14 protein-coding genes and 1 riboswitch are annotated in these 15,173 nt (G+C 72.2%); of the genes, 10 read left to right on the top strand and 4 right to left on the bottom strand.

Annotation, left to right across the window (positions count from 1 at the left end):
* Positions 1-65 precede the first annotated feature (65 nt).
* The 8 genes from hpnE (at position 66) to ACIBG6_RS36940 (ending at position 8,741) form a co-directional block, all read left to right on the top strand.
* A complete protein-coding gene (hpnE, locus tag ACIBG6_RS36975; RefSeq protein ID WP_399227151.1) occupies positions 66-1,466 on the top strand; it encodes a hydroxysqualene dehydroxylase HpnE in 1,401 nt (466 codons plus the stop codon).
* Positions 1,463-2,563: a polyprenyl synthetase family protein gene (locus tag ACIBG6_RS36970; protein ID WP_399227150.1), complete on the top strand. Its 1,101-nt coding sequence runs from the start codon at positions 1,463-1,465 to the stop codon at positions 2,561-2,563. The genes hpnE and ACIBG6_RS36970 overlap by 4 nt, the downstream gene beginning before the upstream one ends.
* Positions 2,564-2,671: 108 nt before the next feature.
* The gene (shc, locus tag ACIBG6_RS36965) at positions 2,672-4,675 is read left to right on the top strand and encodes a squalene--hopene cyclase (protein WP_399227148.1); all 2,004 of its coding nucleotides are present in this window, start codon (positions 2,672-2,674) and stop codon (positions 4,673-4,675) included.
* Positions 4,675-5,364: a 1-hydroxy-2-methyl-2-butenyl 4-diphosphate reductase gene (locus tag ACIBG6_RS36960; RefSeq protein WP_399227146.1), complete on the top strand. Its 690-nt coding sequence runs from the start codon at positions 4,675-4,677 to the stop codon at positions 5,362-5,364. Before shc ends, ACIBG6_RS36960 begins: the two co-directional genes overlap by 1 nt.
* A gap of 7 nt (positions 5,365-5,371) precedes the next feature.
* A complete protein-coding gene (gene hpnH, locus ACIBG6_RS36955; protein WP_399227145.1) occupies positions 5,372-6,394 on the top strand; it encodes an adenosyl-hopene transferase HpnH in 1,023 nt (340 codons plus the stop codon).
* 22 nt (positions 6,395-6,416) lie between these two features.
* Positions 6,417-7,802: an aspartate aminotransferase family protein gene (locus ACIBG6_RS36950; RefSeq protein WP_399227144.1), complete on the top strand. Its 1,386-nt coding sequence runs from the start codon at positions 6,417-6,419 to the stop codon at positions 7,800-7,802.
* A 75-nt stretch (positions 7,803-7,877) separates the two neighbouring features.
* On the top strand, positions 7,878-8,534 hold the full coding sequence (locus ACIBG6_RS36945; RefSeq protein WP_399227143.1) for a helix-turn-helix domain-containing protein: 657 nt from the start codon (positions 7,878-7,880) through the stop codon (positions 8,532-8,534).
* Between the two features lie 51 nt (positions 8,535-8,585).
* The gene (locus ACIBG6_RS36940) at positions 8,586-8,741 is read left to right on the top strand and encodes a DUF6126 family protein (RefSeq protein WP_399227142.1); all 156 of its coding nucleotides are present in this window, start codon (positions 8,586-8,588) and stop codon (positions 8,739-8,741) included.
* 6 nt (positions 8,742-8,747) lie between these two features.
* Here ACIBG6_RS36940 and ACIBG6_RS36935 read toward each other — a convergent pair whose 3' ends face one another.
* Entirely contained in the window at positions 8,748-9,569 is an 822-nt protein-coding gene (locus ACIBG6_RS36935; RefSeq protein WP_399227141.1) for a tyrosine-protein phosphatase, read from the bottom strand.
* A 394-nt stretch (positions 9,570-9,963) separates the two neighbouring features.
* A riboswitch (cyclic di-AMP (ydaO/yuaA leader) is annotated at positions 9,964-10,120 on the top strand.
* 4 nt (positions 10,121-10,124) lie between these two features.
* Here ACIBG6_RS36935 and ACIBG6_RS36930 point away from each other — a divergent pair.
* Positions 10,125-11,186, top strand: coding sequence for a peptidoglycan DD-metalloendopeptidase family protein (locus ACIBG6_RS36930; protein ID WP_399227140.1), 1,062 nt, complete (start codon positions 10,125-10,127; stop codon positions 11,184-11,186).
* Positions 11,187-11,336: 150 nt separating this feature from the next.
* Entirely contained in the window at positions 11,337-12,131 is a 795-nt protein-coding gene (locus ACIBG6_RS36925; RefSeq protein WP_329620226.1) for an SGNH/GDSL hydrolase family protein, read from the top strand.
* On the opposite strand, the gene ACIBG6_RS36920 is transcribed toward ACIBG6_RS36925, so the two are convergent.
* The 3 genes from ACIBG6_RS36920 to ACIBG6_RS36910 are packed head-to-tail and all read right to left on the bottom strand — an operon-like array spanning position 12,118 to position 15,162.
* The gene (locus ACIBG6_RS36920; RefSeq protein ID WP_399227139.1) at positions 12,118-12,990 is read right to left on the bottom strand and encodes an STM4011 family radical SAM protein; all 873 of its coding nucleotides are present in this window, start codon (positions 12,988-12,990) and stop codon (positions 12,118-12,120) included. The genes ACIBG6_RS36925 and ACIBG6_RS36920 overlap by 14 nt on opposite strands.
* A 7-nt stretch (positions 12,991-12,997) precedes the next feature.
* Positions 12,998-14,344, bottom strand: a complete 1,347-nt coding sequence (locus ACIBG6_RS36915) for an STM4012 family radical SAM protein (RefSeq protein ID WP_399227138.1) — start codon at positions 14,342-14,344, stop codon at positions 12,998-13,000.
* Positions 14,341-15,162 (bottom strand): STM4013/SEN3800 family hydrolase, encoded by an 822-nt coding sequence (locus tag ACIBG6_RS36910; protein WP_399227224.1) that lies wholly within the window; start codon positions 15,160-15,162, stop codon positions 14,341-14,343. Before ACIBG6_RS36910 ends, ACIBG6_RS36915 begins: the two co-directional genes overlap by 4 nt.
* Positions 15,163-15,173: the final 11 nt, after the last annotated feature.

Below are 15,173 nucleotides of genomic sequence, written 5' to 3'. Positions count from 1 at the left end.
TCCCGACCTGAGGCATCCCGGCCTGAGGTGTCCCCGCCGACCGCCTCGACCCGAACGGAGGCCGTGTGACGACCGAAGGAACCGAGCGGAACTCCCCGCAGCCGCACGCCGTCGTCGTCGGCGGCGGGCTCGCCGGGATCACGGCCGCGCTCCAGCTCGCGGACGCCGGCGTCCGCGTCACGCTGCTCGAAGGCCGGCCCCGGCTCGGCGGCCTCGCCTTCTCCTTCCGCCGCGGCGACCTCACCGTCGACAACGGCCAGCACGTGTACCTCCGCTGCTGCACCGCCTACCGCTGGTTCCTCGACCGGATCGACGGCGCCCGGCTCGCCCCCCTCCAGGACCGGCTCGACGTGCCCGTCCTGGACGTCGGGCACCCGCGCGGCCCCCGGCTCGGCCGGATCCGCCGCGACGCCCTCCCCGTACCGCTGCACCTCGCGCGCAGCCTCGCCACGTACCCGCATCTCTCCCTCGCCGAGCGTGCCTCCGTCGGCCGGGCCGCGCTCGCCCTGAAGAAGCTCGACCCCGCCGACCCGGCCCTCGACGGCATCGACTTCGCCACCTGGCTCGGCCGCCACGGGCAGTCCCCGCGGACCGTCGAGGCCCTCTGGGACCTCGTCGGCATCCCCACCCTCAACGCCCCCGCCCCGCAGGCCTCGATGGGGCTCGCCGCGATGGTCTTCAAGACCGGCCTCCTCTCCGAGCCCGGCGCCGCCGACATCGGCTGGGCCCACGTCCCGCTCGGCGAACTTCACGACACCCGGCCCGCGAAGGAGCTCGACGCGCTCGGCGTCCGCACCCTGCTGCGCACGAAGGCCGAGCGGATCTCCCGTACCGAAGACGGCCGTTGGGCCGTCGAGGTGCCGGGGGAGACCCTCGACGCCGACACCGTCGTCCTCGCCGTACCGCAGCACGAGACGCACGCCCTGCTGCCCGAAGGCGCCCTCGACGATCCCGACCGGCTCCTCGACATCGACACCGCGCCCATCCTCAATCTGCACGTGGTCTACGACCGCAAGGTGCTCAAGCGGCCCTTCTTCACGGCGCTCGGCTCCCCGGTCCAGTGGGTCTTCGACCGCACCGACTCCTCGGGACTGAAGGGCGCCGGCCAGTACCTCGCCGTCTCCCAGTCCGCCGCCCGGGACGAGATCGACGAGCCCGTCGCCGTCCTGCGCGAGCGCTACCTCCCGGAGCTGGAGCGGCTGCTGCCCGCCGCCCGCGGCGCCGGGATCCGCGACTTCTTCGTCACCAGGGAGCGGACGGCCACGTTCGCCCCCACCCCGGGCGTCGGCCGGCTCCGCCCCGGCGCCCGCACCCGGGTTCCCGGCCTCTACCTGGCCGGATCCTGGACCGCCACCGGCTGGCCCGCGACCATGGAGGGCGCCGTCCGCAGCGGCTTCAGCGCAGCGGGCGCGGCGCTCTCCACCCTCGGCCGCCGTCATGACCATCCGCTGCAGGAGGCGGCATGACTGTGAGTACCGGAACTAGAGGAGAGACCGTGCCGACTGTGCCGCCGGGTAATCCGGCCGTCGACACCGCGGACGTGACCGCACTGCTTGAGCGGGGGCGGACCCTGTCCACCCCCGTACTGCGGGCGGCCGTCGACCGCCTCGCAGCGCCCATGGACACCGTGGCCGCCTACCACTTCGGCTGGATCGACGCCCACGGCAACCCCGCCGACGGCGACGGCGGCAAGGCGATCCGCCCCGCGCTCGCCCTGCTGTCGGCCGAGGCCGCGGGCGCCGCCCCCGAGGTCGGCGTCCCCGGCGCCGTCGCCGTGGAACTCGTCCACAACTTCTCGCTGCTCCACGACGACCTGATGGACGGCGACGAGCAGCGCCGCCACCGCGACACCGTGTGGAAGGTGCACGGCCCGGCCCAGGCGATCCTCGTCGGCGACGCGCTCTTCGCCCTCGCCAACGAGCTGCTGCTCGAACTCGGCACCGTCGAGGCCGGCCGGGCCACCCGCCGGCTCACCACGGCCACCCGCAAGCTCATCGACGGGCAGGCCCAGGACATCTCGTACGAGCACCGCGAGCGGGTCACCGTCGAGGAGTGCCTGGAGATGGAGGGCAACAAGACGGGCGCCCTGCTCGCCTGCGCCGTCTCCATCGGCGCCGTCCTCGGCGGGGCCGACGACCGGACCGCCGACAAGCTGGAGGAGTACGGCTACCACCTCGGCCTCGCCTTCCAGGCCGTCGACGACCTCCTCGGCATCTGGGGCGACCCGGAGGCCACCGGCAAGCAGACCTGGAGCGACCTGCGCCAGCGCAAGAAGTCGCTGCCGGTCGTCGCGGCCCTCGCCGCGGGCGGAACCGCCTCCGAGCGGCTCGGCGAGCTGCTCGCCGAGGACGCCAAGTCCAATGACTTCGACACCTTCTCCGAGGAGGAGTTCGCCTTCCGGGCCGCCCTCATCGAGGAGGCCGGAGGACGCGAGTGGACCTCCCAGGAGGCCCGCCGCCAGCACGCCGTCGCGATCGAGGCCCTGCACGAGGTGGACATGCCCGCCCGCGTGCGGGAACAGCTCACCGCGCTGGCCGATTTCGTGGTCGTACGGAAGAGATGATCACCATCACCCTCATATGAGTTCGCGGTCGCCGGCCGGTGCCATCCGGCGCCGGCCGACGGCAGACCCGCAGGAGCAGAAGTAACCGACTGCATCAAAGGGGAAGCCATGACAGCGACGACCGACGGAAGCTCCGGGGCCGTGGGCCCCCGGGCGGCCGCGGCCAGCACGACGCACGACACCGCCGCGCCGGAGGGACTCTCCGCCGCGTGGGACACGCTCGACGAGAGCGCCGCACGGGCCGCGCAGCGCGCCGTCGAGCACCTGCTCGCCCGCCAGGACCCGGCGGGCTGGTGGAAGGGCGACCTGGAGACCAACGTCACCATGGACGCCGAGGACCTGCTCCTCCGCCAGTTCCTGGGCATCCTCGACGCCGACACCCTCCGGGCCGCGGCTCTCCACATCCGCCGCGAACAGCGGGACGACGGCGCCTGGGCCACCTTCTACGGCGGCGCGGGCGACCTCTCCACGACGGTCGAGGCCTATGTGGCCCTGCGGCTCGCCGGAGACCCGCCCGAGGCCCCGCACATGGCCTCCGCCTCCGCCTGGGTCCGCGCCCGGGGCGGGATCGCCGCCGCCCGGGTCTTCACCCGGATCTGGCTGGCGCTCTTCGGCTGGTGGCGCTGGGAGGACCTGCCCGAGCTGCCCCCCGAGCTGCTCTTCCTGCCGAAGTGGTTCCCGCTCAACATCTACGACTTCGGCTGCTGGGCCCGGCAGACGATCGTGCCGCTCACCGTGGTCTCCGCGAAGCGTCCGGTCCGCCCCGCGCCCTTCCCGCTCGACGAGCTGCACACCGATCCCGCCCGGCCCAACCCGCCGCGGCCCCTCGCCCCGGCCACCGGCTGGGACGGCATCTTCCAGCGGCTCGACAAGGCGCTGCACGTCTACCACCGGGTCGCTCCGCGCGCGCTGCGCGGGACCGCCATGAACGTGGCCGCCCGCTGGATCGTCGAGCGCCAGGAGAACGACGGCTGCTGGGGCGGCATCCAGCCCCCCGCCGTCTACTCGGTCATCGCCCTCCACCTCCTCGGCTACGACCTCGGGCACCCGGTCATGCGCGCGGGCCTGGAGTCCCTCGACCGGTTCGCGGTCTGGCGCGAGGACGGCTCCCGCATGATCGAGGCGTGTCAGTCGCCCGTCTGGGACACCTGTCTCGCCACCATCGCGCTCGCCGACGCCGGGCTCCGCCCCGACCACCCGGCGCTGGTGAAGGCCGTCGACTGGATGCTGGACGAGGAGATCACCAAGGAGGGGGACTGGGCGGTGCGCCGCCCCGGACTCCCGCCGGGCGGCTGGGCGTTCGAGTTCCACAACGACAACTACCCCGACATCGACGACACCGCCGAGGTCCTCCTCGCCCTGCGCCGGGTCGACCACCCCGACCCCGCGCGGGTCGAGGCGGCCATCGCCCGGGGCGCGCGCTGGACGCTCGGCATGCAGTCGCGCAACGGCGCCTGGGGAGCCTTCGACGCCGACAACACCAGCGTGTTCCCCAACAAGCTGCCGTTCTGCGACTTCGGCGAGGTGATCGATCCGCCGTCCGCCGACGTCACCGCCCACGTGGTGGAGATGCTCGCCTTCGAGGGTCAGGCCCGAAACCCCCGCACGCGCCGGGGAATCGACTGGCTCCTCGCCGAACAGGAGCCGAACGGCGCCTGGTTCGGCCGCTGGGGCGTCAACCACGTGTACGGGACGGGCTCGGTGCTCCCGGCCCTCGCCGCCGCGGGGCTGCCCGGCTCCCACCCGGCGATCCGCCGGGCCGTCGCCTGGCTGGGCTCCGTACAGAACGAGGACGGGGGCTGGGGCGAGGACCTCCGCTCGTACGAGGACGAGCAGTGGATCGGCCGCGGCGCCTCCACCGCCTCCCAGACCGCCTGGGCGCTCCTGGCCCTCCTCGCCGCGGGCGAGCGCGAATCCGGGTCCGTCCGCCGGGGTGTCGCCTGGCTCGCGGAGACGCAGCGCGAGGACGGCTCCTGGGACGAGCCGTACTTCACGGGCACCGGTTTCCCCTGGGACTTCTCCATCAACTACCACCTCTACCGGCAGGTGTTCCCGCTCACGGCGCTCGGGCGTTACGTGTACGGGGAGCCCTCGCCCGGCAAGGGGCGCTGATGGGCCGCGAGCCGGGACCGGGCCCGGCGTCCCGCCCCGGCGCCGCACCACCGCTGCTGATCGCCTGCGCGCTCGGCATCGAGAGGTTCGCCCTGCGCGGCGGCGACCACACCGGCGCCCCCGGCCCGGTGACCGTGGTGCGTACGGGCATGGGGCCCGCCCACGCCCGCAGGACGGTGTCCCGGGTGCTCGGCGAGGAGCGGTGGGCGGACGCCGCCGTCATCGCCTCCGGCTTCTGCGCGGGGCTCGCCCCGGGCATGCACCCGGGGGACCTGATCGTCGCCGAGGAGACCCGCGGCCCCGAAGGCACCACGCCCTGCGTCGGCACCGAGCTCCTGGTGAAGGCACTGGTCAGGGCGGTACCCGGGCGGACCGTCCACACCGGCCCGCTGAGCGGCTCCGACCATGTGGTGCGCGGCCCCGAGCGGGTCGCCCTGCGCGCCACCGGCGCGATCGCCGTCGACATGGAGTCCGCGGCGACCCTGCGCACCGCCCGGGAGGCCGGCCGCCTCGGCGGCGGCCCGGACGCCCGCCCGGTTGCGGCCGTACGGGTGGTCGTGGACGCTCCAGAACATGAACTGGTCCGGATCGGCACGGTACGCGGGGGAATATCGGCCTTCCGTGTTCTCCGTGCCGTCCTTCCCGCATTCTTCGAATGGCACCGTTCTTTGCTGCTCCCCAGGAGGTGAGCGAGTTATGGCCATGCCGCTTCGTCAGTCCATCAGGGTCGGGACCTACCTCATCGAACAGAAGCTCCGCAAGCGGGACAAGTTCCCGCTGATCGTCGAGCTGGAGCCGCTCTACGCCTGCAACCTCGCGTGCGAGGGCTGCGGGAAGATCCAGCACCCGGCGGGTGTCCTCAAGCAGCGCATGCCGGTCGCGCAGGCGGTCGGCGCAGTCCTGGAGTCCGGCGCCCCCATGGTGTCCATCGCGGGCGGCGAGCCCCTGATGCACCCTCAGATCCACGAGATCGTGCGCCAGTTGGTTGCCAGGAGGAAGTACGTCTTCCTGTGCACCAACGCGATGCTGCTCCGCAAGAAGCTGGACAAGTTCACGCCCTCGCCGTACTTCGCCTTCGCCGTGCACATCGACGGCCTGCGCGAGCGGCATGACGAATCCGTCGCCAAGGAAGGCGTGTTCGACGAGGCGGTGGCGGCCATCAAGGAGGCCAAGCGGCGCGGCTTCCGCGTCACCACCAATTCGACCTTCTTCAACACGGACACCCCCCAGACCATCATCGAGGTGCTCAATTTCCTCAACGACGACCTCCAGGTCGACGAAATGATGATCTCGCCCGCCTACGCCTACGAGAAGGCCCCCGACCAGGAGCACTTCCTCGGCGTCGAGCAGACCCGCGAGCTCTTCAAGAAGGCCTTCGCGGGCGGAAACCGGCGCCGCTGGCGTCTCAACCACTCGCCGCTCTTCTTGGACTTCCTCGAAGGAAAGGCCGATTTCCCCTGCACGGCCTGGGCCATTCCCAACTACTCGCTCTTCGGCTGGCAGCGACCCTGCTATCTGATGAGCGACGGCTACGTCCCCACGTACCGCGAACTCGTCGAGGACACCGACTGGGACAAGTACGGCCGCGGAAAGGACCCGCGCTGCGCCAATTGCATGGCGCACTGCGGCTACGAGCCCACGGCCGTCCTCGCCACCATGGGTTCCCTCAAGGAGTCCCTGCGCGCGATCCGGGAGACCGTCTCCGGAAACAGCGCGTGAGGGTGGGGGAGGTGACCGGGCGATGAGCGGGGAGTTCGACCTGGCGGCACTGCTCGCCGCGCGCGGCGGCGAGCGGTACGAGCTGCACGCCAAGCACCTCAACCACCAGCTGCCGCGCATGCTCCACACCATCGGCTTCGACAAGGTGTACGAGCGGGCCGAGGGCGCCCACTTCTGGGACGCCGACGGCGTCGACCACCTCGACATGCTCGCCGGCTTCGGCGTGATGGGTCTCGGACGGCACCACCCCGTCGTCCGCAAGGCCCTCCACGACGTCCTGGACGCCCAGCTCGCCGACCTCACCCGCTTCGACTGCCAGCCCCTGCCGGGACTGCTCGCCGAACGCCTCCTCGCCCACAGCCCCCACCTCGACCGGGTCTTCTTCGGCAACAGCGGCACCGAGGCCGTCGAGACGGCCCTCAAGTTCGCCCGGTACGCCACCGGGCGGCCCAGGGTCCTCTACTGCGCCCACGCCTTCCACGGGCTCACCACCGGCTCGCTCTCCGTCAACGGCGAGCAGGGCTTCCGGGAGGGCTTCGACCCGCTCCTGCCGGACACCGCGATCGCCCTCGGCGACCTCGAAGCCCTGGAGCGGGAGCTGCGCCGGGGCGATGTGGCCGCCTTCGTCGTGGAGCCGATCCAGGGCAAGGGCGTCCGGGAGGCGCCGCCCGGCTTCCTGCTCGCCGCCCAGGAGCTGCTGCACCGGCACGGCGCGCTGCTCATCGTGGACGAGGTGCAGACCGGCCTCGGCAGGACCGGCGACTTCTACGCGTACCAGCACGAGGCCGGGGTCGAACCGGACCTGGTCTGCGTCGCCAAGGCGCTCTCCGGCGGCTACGTGCCGGTCGGTGCCACCCTCGGCAAGGACTGGATCTTCGAGAAGGTCTACTCGTCCATGGACCGGGTCCTCGTCCACTCGGCGAGCTTCGGATCGAACGCCCAGGCCATGGCGGCCGGGCTCGCCGTCCTCTCGGTCATGGAGACCGAGGACACGGTCGCCCGGGTCCGGCGGATCGGCGGGCTGCTCCGCTCCCGGCTCGAGGAGCTCGTGCCCCGGTACGAGCTGCTGCACGAGGTCCGCGGACGCGGGCTGATGATCGGGATCGAGTTCGGCCGGCCGACGTCGCTGGGGCTGCGCGGTCGCTGGGCCATGCTCCAGGCGGCCCGCAAGGGTCTCTTCGCCCAGATGGTCGTGGTGCCGCTGCTCCAGCGGCACCACATCCTCACCCAGGTCTCCGGGGACCATCTGGAGGTGATCAAACTGATCCCGCCGCTGGTCATCGACGAGGCGGACGTGGACCGGTTCGTCACCGCCTTCACGGCGGTCATGGACGAGGCCCACGGCGGCGGCGGGCTGATGTGGGACTTCGGTAAGACCCTGGTGAAGCAGGCGGTCGCGCAGCGCTGAGCCGGACGAGGTCGCGATCCTTGCCTCTGAGGCAAGAAACTTGCCTCAGAGGCATGATCCTGGCGGAATGGACGCATGGACCACGTCCCCGGGGAAACCTCCCCGGACCCCGCCACCCCGGGCGTCCCGCCCGATGTCGCCGCCTCCGGCGTCCTGCCCGACGTCGCCCCGCAGCTGCGGGCCCTGCGCCGCCGCCGGGGACTCACCCTGGAGGCCGCCGCCCAGCGGGCCGGCCTCTCGCCGGCCCACCTCTCCCGGCTGGAGACGGGGAACCGGCAACCCTCGCTGCCGATGCTGCTCGCCCTCGCCCGTATCTACGGTACGACGGTCTCCGAGCTCCTCGGCGAGGCTCCGCCCGAGCGCGACCCCGTCGTCCGTGCGGGCCGCTCCGATCCCGTCGAGGCCGACGGCTGGATCTACCGGCAGGCCGGCGGCGCCGGGCGGGCGCTCCAGTGCCTGCGCGTCCACGTGCCGTACGCCACCCGGGCCGACATCGTGCGCGTCCACCCCGGCGAGGAGTGGATCCACGTCCTGGAAGGCCGGGTGCGGCTCGCGCTCGGCGACGCCGTCCACGTCCTCGATCCCGGGGACAGCGCGCACTTCGACTCGCTGACCCCGCACCGCATCGGCGCCGCCACTCCCGGCGGGGCCGAGCTGCTGTTCGTCCACACCCTGATGCAGAGCCCCGTCGCCGAGCTGTGCCTCGGCGACGGAACCCCGCACCGCCGCTGATCCCGCATGCCTCCTCGTGAGAACGTGCCCCTTCGTCAGAAAAGGACCGAGATGTCCGAGAAGTCACGACCTGTCACCGGCGAGGAGCGCGGGGAAGGCAAGTTCCCCAAGGGCCTGGTCCTCCGCCTCTTCGCGTACCTCGTCGCCGGGCACCTCTTCGCCGGCTTCCTCTACCTGCTCTTCATGCTGGGCGGGCAGAACCAGTAGGCGGGACTACGCCTCGACGAGGAACTGCTCCCGCAGCCGTTCGCGGGTCTCGGGGGCCAGCTTCAGTCCCTCCGTGAGGTAGGTCTCCACCGAGCCCCACGTCGCCTCGATCGTCTCGAAGGAGCCCCGCAGGTACTCCACCCGCGCGTCGAAGAGCGGGCTCAGCAGCTCCATCACCTCGGGCGACATCGCGTCCGCGGTGGTGGAGCTGCGGCGCACCTTGTAGCGGCGGTGCGGGTCGTTCGACTTCACGTAGTCCGCCTCGATCGCCTCGCGCTCGACGCCGAGGGCGAGCAGCGTGATCGCGATGGAGAGGCCGGCGCGGTCCTTGCCCGCCGCGCAGTGCATCAGCGCCGGAACGCTGTCCTCGGCCATGGAGTGCAGGATCCGGCTGTGCTCCGAGGTCCGCTGGACCACCATCTTCCGGTACGAGTCGGACATTCGGGCCGCCGCTTTGCCGTCGCCCAGGATGTCCCGCAGCTGCTCGATGTCGCCGTCGCGCACCAGCTTCCAGAACTCCTTGCCGTCGGCCGGGTCGTTGAGAGGTATGTTCACGTTCCGCACGCCGGGGAGCTCGACGTCCGCGCCCTCGACCTTGCGGTCGGCCTCGTTGCGGAAGTCGAAGATGGTGTGCAGGCCGAGCGAGGCGAGGAAGGCGGCGTCGGACTCGGTGGCGTGGGCGAGGTGGCCGCTGCGGAAGAGGCGCCCGGGCCGCACGGCGCGCCCGTCCGTCGTCGGCAGGCCGCCCACGTCCCGGAAGTTGCGGACCTCGGCCAGCTCGGGTTCGTTCGCTTCGGTGGGCGGGACCTGCGGCAGCTGCTGCGTCACGAATGCTCCTGGGGGGTCGTCGTTCGGGGGCCCGATGCGAGATCGGTGCCTGGCGCAATCATCCAGGTGGGACAGGGTCGGCGCACCCCCTCGGACGGGAATGGGTGATCTGTCCGAAATGAGGCGTTAAGGGGAACGCGCCCTGTTTACAGGCGAGATGGGCGATGCCGCGTGAGCAGGGTCATAGATGTGACGGATCGTGGCCGAAGGCGCCGGGCAATTGCCGTACGGAAAAAGGAAATCGAAGGACCGTCATCGACGGAGGGTGACCGGAATTCCGCCCGAATTGCGTCCCCGGTAATGCCGGAGGAAATCTGCGGCTTGTTCGCTCCGACCCCGCTCGTCTAGCGTCACCGTCAATCCGGTCGGACCGCCGAATCCTGCCACCGTCCGGAATCCGCACTCATCCCATGCGTGGCAGGAGCGGGGGACCCAGGAAGTACGCCGGTCCCGCGACAACAGGACGGCTCGGGGTGAAGCCGCGTGAGAACGCGGCCGGGCATCTCCAGTCCGAACCCGACAGCTCACCTCGTAGGCGCCGGAGAGGAATTCGCCATGCCCGCGAAGGGTAAGCACCGCCGTCCCAAGATCAATTCCATCACGCGTGGCCTCGTCGTCGCCAGCACGGGAGGCGCCGTCGTCGCGCTTCCGCTCCTCGGCGCCACCGGAGCCCACGCCGCCGAGCAGGCCGCCCCGGCCGCCGTCCCCGCCCAGGCCGTCGCCGCCGCCGCTCAGGCGAAGGCGCCCGCCGCCCTCCAGGCCGCGCCCACCGCCGCCGCGAAGGCCGCGCCGAAGACGTACTCCGTCGTCAGCGGCGACTACCTGTCGAAGATCGCCTCCGAGCACCACCTCGCCGGCGGCTGGCAGAAGCTCTACGCGGACAATCGCCAGGTCGTCGGCGAGAACCCCTCGCTGATCCTGCCCGGCATGAAGCTCACGCTCGGCGCGAAGAACACCGCCGCCGCTCCGAAGAGCGCCGCGCCCAAGGCCGCCGCGCCCAAGGCCGCCGCGCCCAAGGCCGCCGCGCCCAAGGCCGCCGCTCCGAAGGCGGCTCCGAAGGCCGCCGCGAAGGCCGCTCCCCAGAGCTCCGAGAAGAACGGCGACACCACGCGCGCCTCCCGGAGCAGCGAGCGCGCCTCCGCCCCGGCCGCCGAGTCCTCCTCGTCGCAGTCGTCGCAGACCTCCCAGCCGTCGGGGGCCTCGACCTCCGCGTCCGGCTGGGTCGCCCCGGTCAGCGGCGGCTTCTCCACGCCGTACCGCGCCTCCGGCTCCATGTGGTCCTCCGGCTACCACACCGGTGTCGACTTCATCGCCTCCTCCGGCACCACCGTCCGCGCCGTCGGCGCCGGCACGGTCGTCTCCGCCGGCTGGAGCGGCGCCTACGGCAACGAGGTCGTCATCCAGCACGCCGACGGCAACTACTCGCAGTACGCGCACCTCTCCTCCCTCTCCGTCTCGTCCGGCCAGACCGTCACCGGCGGCCAGCAGATCGGCCTCTCCGGCTCGACCGGCAACTCCACCGGCCCGCACCTGCACTTCGAGATCCGCACCTCCCCGAGCTACGGCTCCGACGTCGACCCCCTGGCCTACCTGCGCCAGCACGGTGTCTCCGTCTGACGCGGACGCTCTCTGACGGCCCGGCACGTGTGTGCCGGGCCGTCGCCGTATTCCGGCTTGGGAGAATCTTTATCGGTGGCATATGTCACCCTGCGTCAACCCCTCCTTACGGTCGCGTAGGTCACATCCGAAAGGGAAGGATGTGCTCCCGTGGCAGACGATTCGAGATCAAGAGACAAGAACGCATTCGGGTCGTACGCGGCGATCGGTGACAGCTTCACCGAGGGCGTCGGAGACCCCGGGCCCGACGGGACGTACGTCGGCTGGGCGGACCGCTTCGCGGTCCTGCTGGCCGACGAGCTGCCGGAGCACGACGACTTCCGCTACGCCAACCTGGCCGTACGCGGGCGCCTGCTCGACCAGATCGTGGCGGAACAGGTCCCCCGGGCGAAGGAACTCGCCCCCGACCTGGTGACCTTCTGTGCCGGCGGCAACGACATCATCCGGCCCGGCACCGACCCCGACGACGTGGCCGAGCGCTTCGAGCGCGCCGTCGCCGACCTGACCTCCGCCGTCGGCACCGTCATGGTGACCACCGGCTTCGACACCCGTGACATCCCCGTGCTCCGGCACCTGCGCGGGAAGATCGCCACCTACACCGCCCACGTCCGGTCCATCGCGGACCGCTACGACTGCCCGGTCCTCGACCTGTGGTCCCTCAAGTCCGTGCAGGACCTGCGGGCCTGGGACGACGACCGGCTGCACCTCTCGCCCGACGGCCACACCCGCGTCGCCCTGCGCGCCGCCCAGGTCCTCGGCCTGCCGGTGCCCGCCGACCCCGACCAGCCGTGGCCGCCGCGCCCCCCGCGCGGCACGCTGGAGGTCCGCCGCGACGACCTCAACTGGGCCAAGGAGTACCTCGTGCCCTGGATCGGGCGCAGGCTGCGCGGCGAGAGCTCGGGCGACCACGTCGAGGCCAAGCGCCCCGACCTCATGCCCCTGTAGGACCGCCGGGGCCGACGCCGCCGGCCGGGATCCGCTCCAGGACCCCGCCGGCGAACACGTCGTACAGCGGCAGCGTCTCCAGATGGACGTAGCCGATGTGGCAGTCGCAGACGCCGAGGGGGCAGGCCCGGGGGCGCAGCGCGGCGCGGTACGAACCGTCGTACAGGTTCCCCAGCTCGGCCTTGACGAAGTGGCAGCGCCGCACGGTCCCCTCGCCGTCCACCGAGATCACCGACTCGCCCGTACGGCACGGCAGCCCCGCCGAGCGGTGCGGCCGTCTGCTGTACGGGAAGAGCGGATCGATCCCCGTCCACTCCTCGGCCTCCGCGTCCGTGTACGTGTGCCCCTCGGCCGCGTTCACCCAGAGGTAGACGTGCGGCGGCAGGGCCGCGCTCAGCCGGCGGGCGTCGTCCCGGTGCTCGGGCAGGCCGACCACGCCGACGCTGAACCGGATGCCCCGGTCCGCCAGCTCGCGGCACTTGCCGAGGAACCGCTCGTACGGCGTCTGGCCCGGGTGGTACGTGCACCAGAGGGCGACGGTCTCCGGGTCCGCCTCCGCCAGCCAGTCGGTCCGGCAGCTGAGATTGGTCTGGATCGCCACCCGCTCCACGTGCGGCAGCCGTGACAGGTCGACCAGGGCCCGCCGGTACCAGGAGCGCACCAGGCCCTCGCCCCACGGGGTGAAGAGGATCCGCAGCCGGTCGCCGGTCTGTCCGGCGGCCCACCCGGTGAACCGGTCGAGCGCGGCCCGGTCCGCGCGCAGCTGTTCACGGCTGTCCCGGCGCTTGGCGAAGGGGCAGTAGGGGCAGTCGAAGTCGCAGGAGGCGAGCGGGCCGCGGTAGAGCAGCGTCAGATCCACGGCTTCCCTACTTCGGCTCGTACGCGGCCATGGCGGCCCGCACATCCGGCGAGAACAGCTCCGGGCCGAGCCCGTCCGAGTACGCGAGCCCCTCCGGCGAGAGCCGGAGCAGCCCCGCGGGGGCGTCCGCGTCGAGCCACCCGAGGGCCTCGAAACGGGCCAGCTCCGCCGGGAAGTCCGCGAACGGGGAGGAGCCGAACCGCTCCTCGTAGCCGGCGACCGGCATGCCCTCGGCCTGGAGCAGCGACTGGAGCAGATGGCGGCGGCGGGCCTCCTCGGCATCGACCCACCGGCCCACCTCGACTCGGGAGAAGTCCTCGGTCTCGGTGTAGGCGTCGATGATCGAGCGGATCTCGCGCATGTCGACGGCGTAGTCGAAGGAGTAGTGCAGCGCCGAGGTGTACGAGCGGGCGCCGCAGCCCAGGCCGATCATCCCGTCCGTCTGGCAGGCGTAGTCGTCCGGGCCGAGGGGAGCGGCGTCCGTCCGCCGGAACATCCGCATCGACACCTGCTCGTAGCCGTGCGCGCGGAGGTGGTCCCGGCCGTACCGGTAGAGGCGCAGCCGCCGCTCGTCCCACTCGCGGTCGGCGCCGGGGGAGATCCGGCCGAGACCGGTGAGCGGCCGGACGTACAGCGGGTAGAGGTACAGCTCCTCGGGGCGCCAGGCGAGCGCCGCGTCCAGCGAGGAGCGCCAGGACTCCTCGGTCTGGCCGTCGATCCCGTAGATCAGGTCGATGTTGAGGACGGGCACGCCGGTGTCCCGGATCCTGCCGAGCGCGGCCTCGACGTCAGCGCGCCGCTGCGGCCGGACCGCCGCCCGTGCCTCCGCCTCCACGAAGCTCTGCACGCCGATGCTGAGGCGGGTCGCACCCCGCTCGGCGAGGAGCGCGAGCCGGTCGGCGGTCGCGGTCGCGGGGGAGGTCTCGACGGAGAGCGGTACCGTCCGCAGATCGACCCCCATCCGCTTCTCGGCGATGTCGCAGAGCCGCTCCAGCTCGGCGGCGGTGAGGAAGGTGGGTGTGCCACCGCCGAACGCGGCCGTGGCGAACCGCACCGGAGCGCTGTCCCCTCGGGGGTCGCCGAGCGCCTCGCGGACCGCCGTGGCCTGGCGGTCGAGGGCGTCGAGGTAGCGGGTCGTCAGCTCGTCGGGGGCACCGATGCGGGTGAAGAGATTGCAGAACCCGCAGCGGACCTCGCAGAACGGTATGTGCGCGTAGAGGGAGAGCGCGTCCTTCGGCTCCGCGGCCCAGAGGGCGTCGAGCGACGGCAGGTCGGGGAGCGCGCGGTACGCCGTCTTGTGCGGATAGGCGTAGACGTAGCTGCGGTACGGGCGCGGGGTGCCGGTGTCGCTCATGCCGTCGCCTCCTGTGCGGGGCCGTCCAGGACGAACTGCGCGTACGGCACGGTCCACACGATTTCGTGGCCGAGCCGGTGCCCGGTGTGGCCGTCCTCCCCGTACGCGGTGCCGTGGTCCGAGCAGACGATCGCGAAGCAGGGCCGGCGGCTGCTCATCACGGCGAAGAGCCGGCCGATGTGCCGGTCGACGTATTCGAGGGCGGCCGCGTGCGTGGCCCGGGAGTCCCCGGCCTCGCGGGTCGCCCCCGGCAGGTGGAACCAGTTGGGCTGGTGCAGCGCCGACACGTTGACGAAGAGGAAGAGCCGGCGCTCGCGGGGGAGCGCGGCGACGACCTCCTCGGCGCGGTCCACCTGGGACGCGAAGGAGGTCGGGGACGCGACCCCGAAGGACGGTTCCCAGTGGCTCTCCTGGAACAGGCCGGGAAGCACGGAGCCGAGCGGCGGCTGTTTGTTGAAGAAGCCCACCCCGCCGACGCAGACCGTCCGGTAGCCCTCGCCGGCGAGGGCCGAGACGAGGTCCGGGGTGTCGTGGACGAAGGTGCCGTCGGCGGTCGTCTCGCTGCCCGCGAAACGGGCCGCGAAGAGCCGGGGGTGCGGCCCGGGAGCGGCCGGGGTCGGCAGGAAACCCGCGAAGATCGCCTGGTGGGAGGCGTACGTGAAGCTGCCGGGCGCGTGCCGTCGCTCCCAGACCCCGCCGGGCAGATGCCGGGCCAGATTGGGGATGCGCCCCTCGGCCGCCAGCTCGGCCGCCACGTCGTACCGCAGCGTGTCGAGGGTGACCAGGAGCAGGTCGTGGTTGCCGACGATCGCGTTCATGTCGGGCTGGT

This window comes from Streptomyces sp. NPDC050842 (assembly GCF_044456565.1).
Classification (GTDB): Bacteria; Actinomycetota; Actinomycetes; order Streptomycetales; family Streptomycetaceae; genus Streptomyces.
Note: the sequence above shows the minus strand (reverse complement) of the source record. Positions and strands in the feature narration are given on the sequence as shown.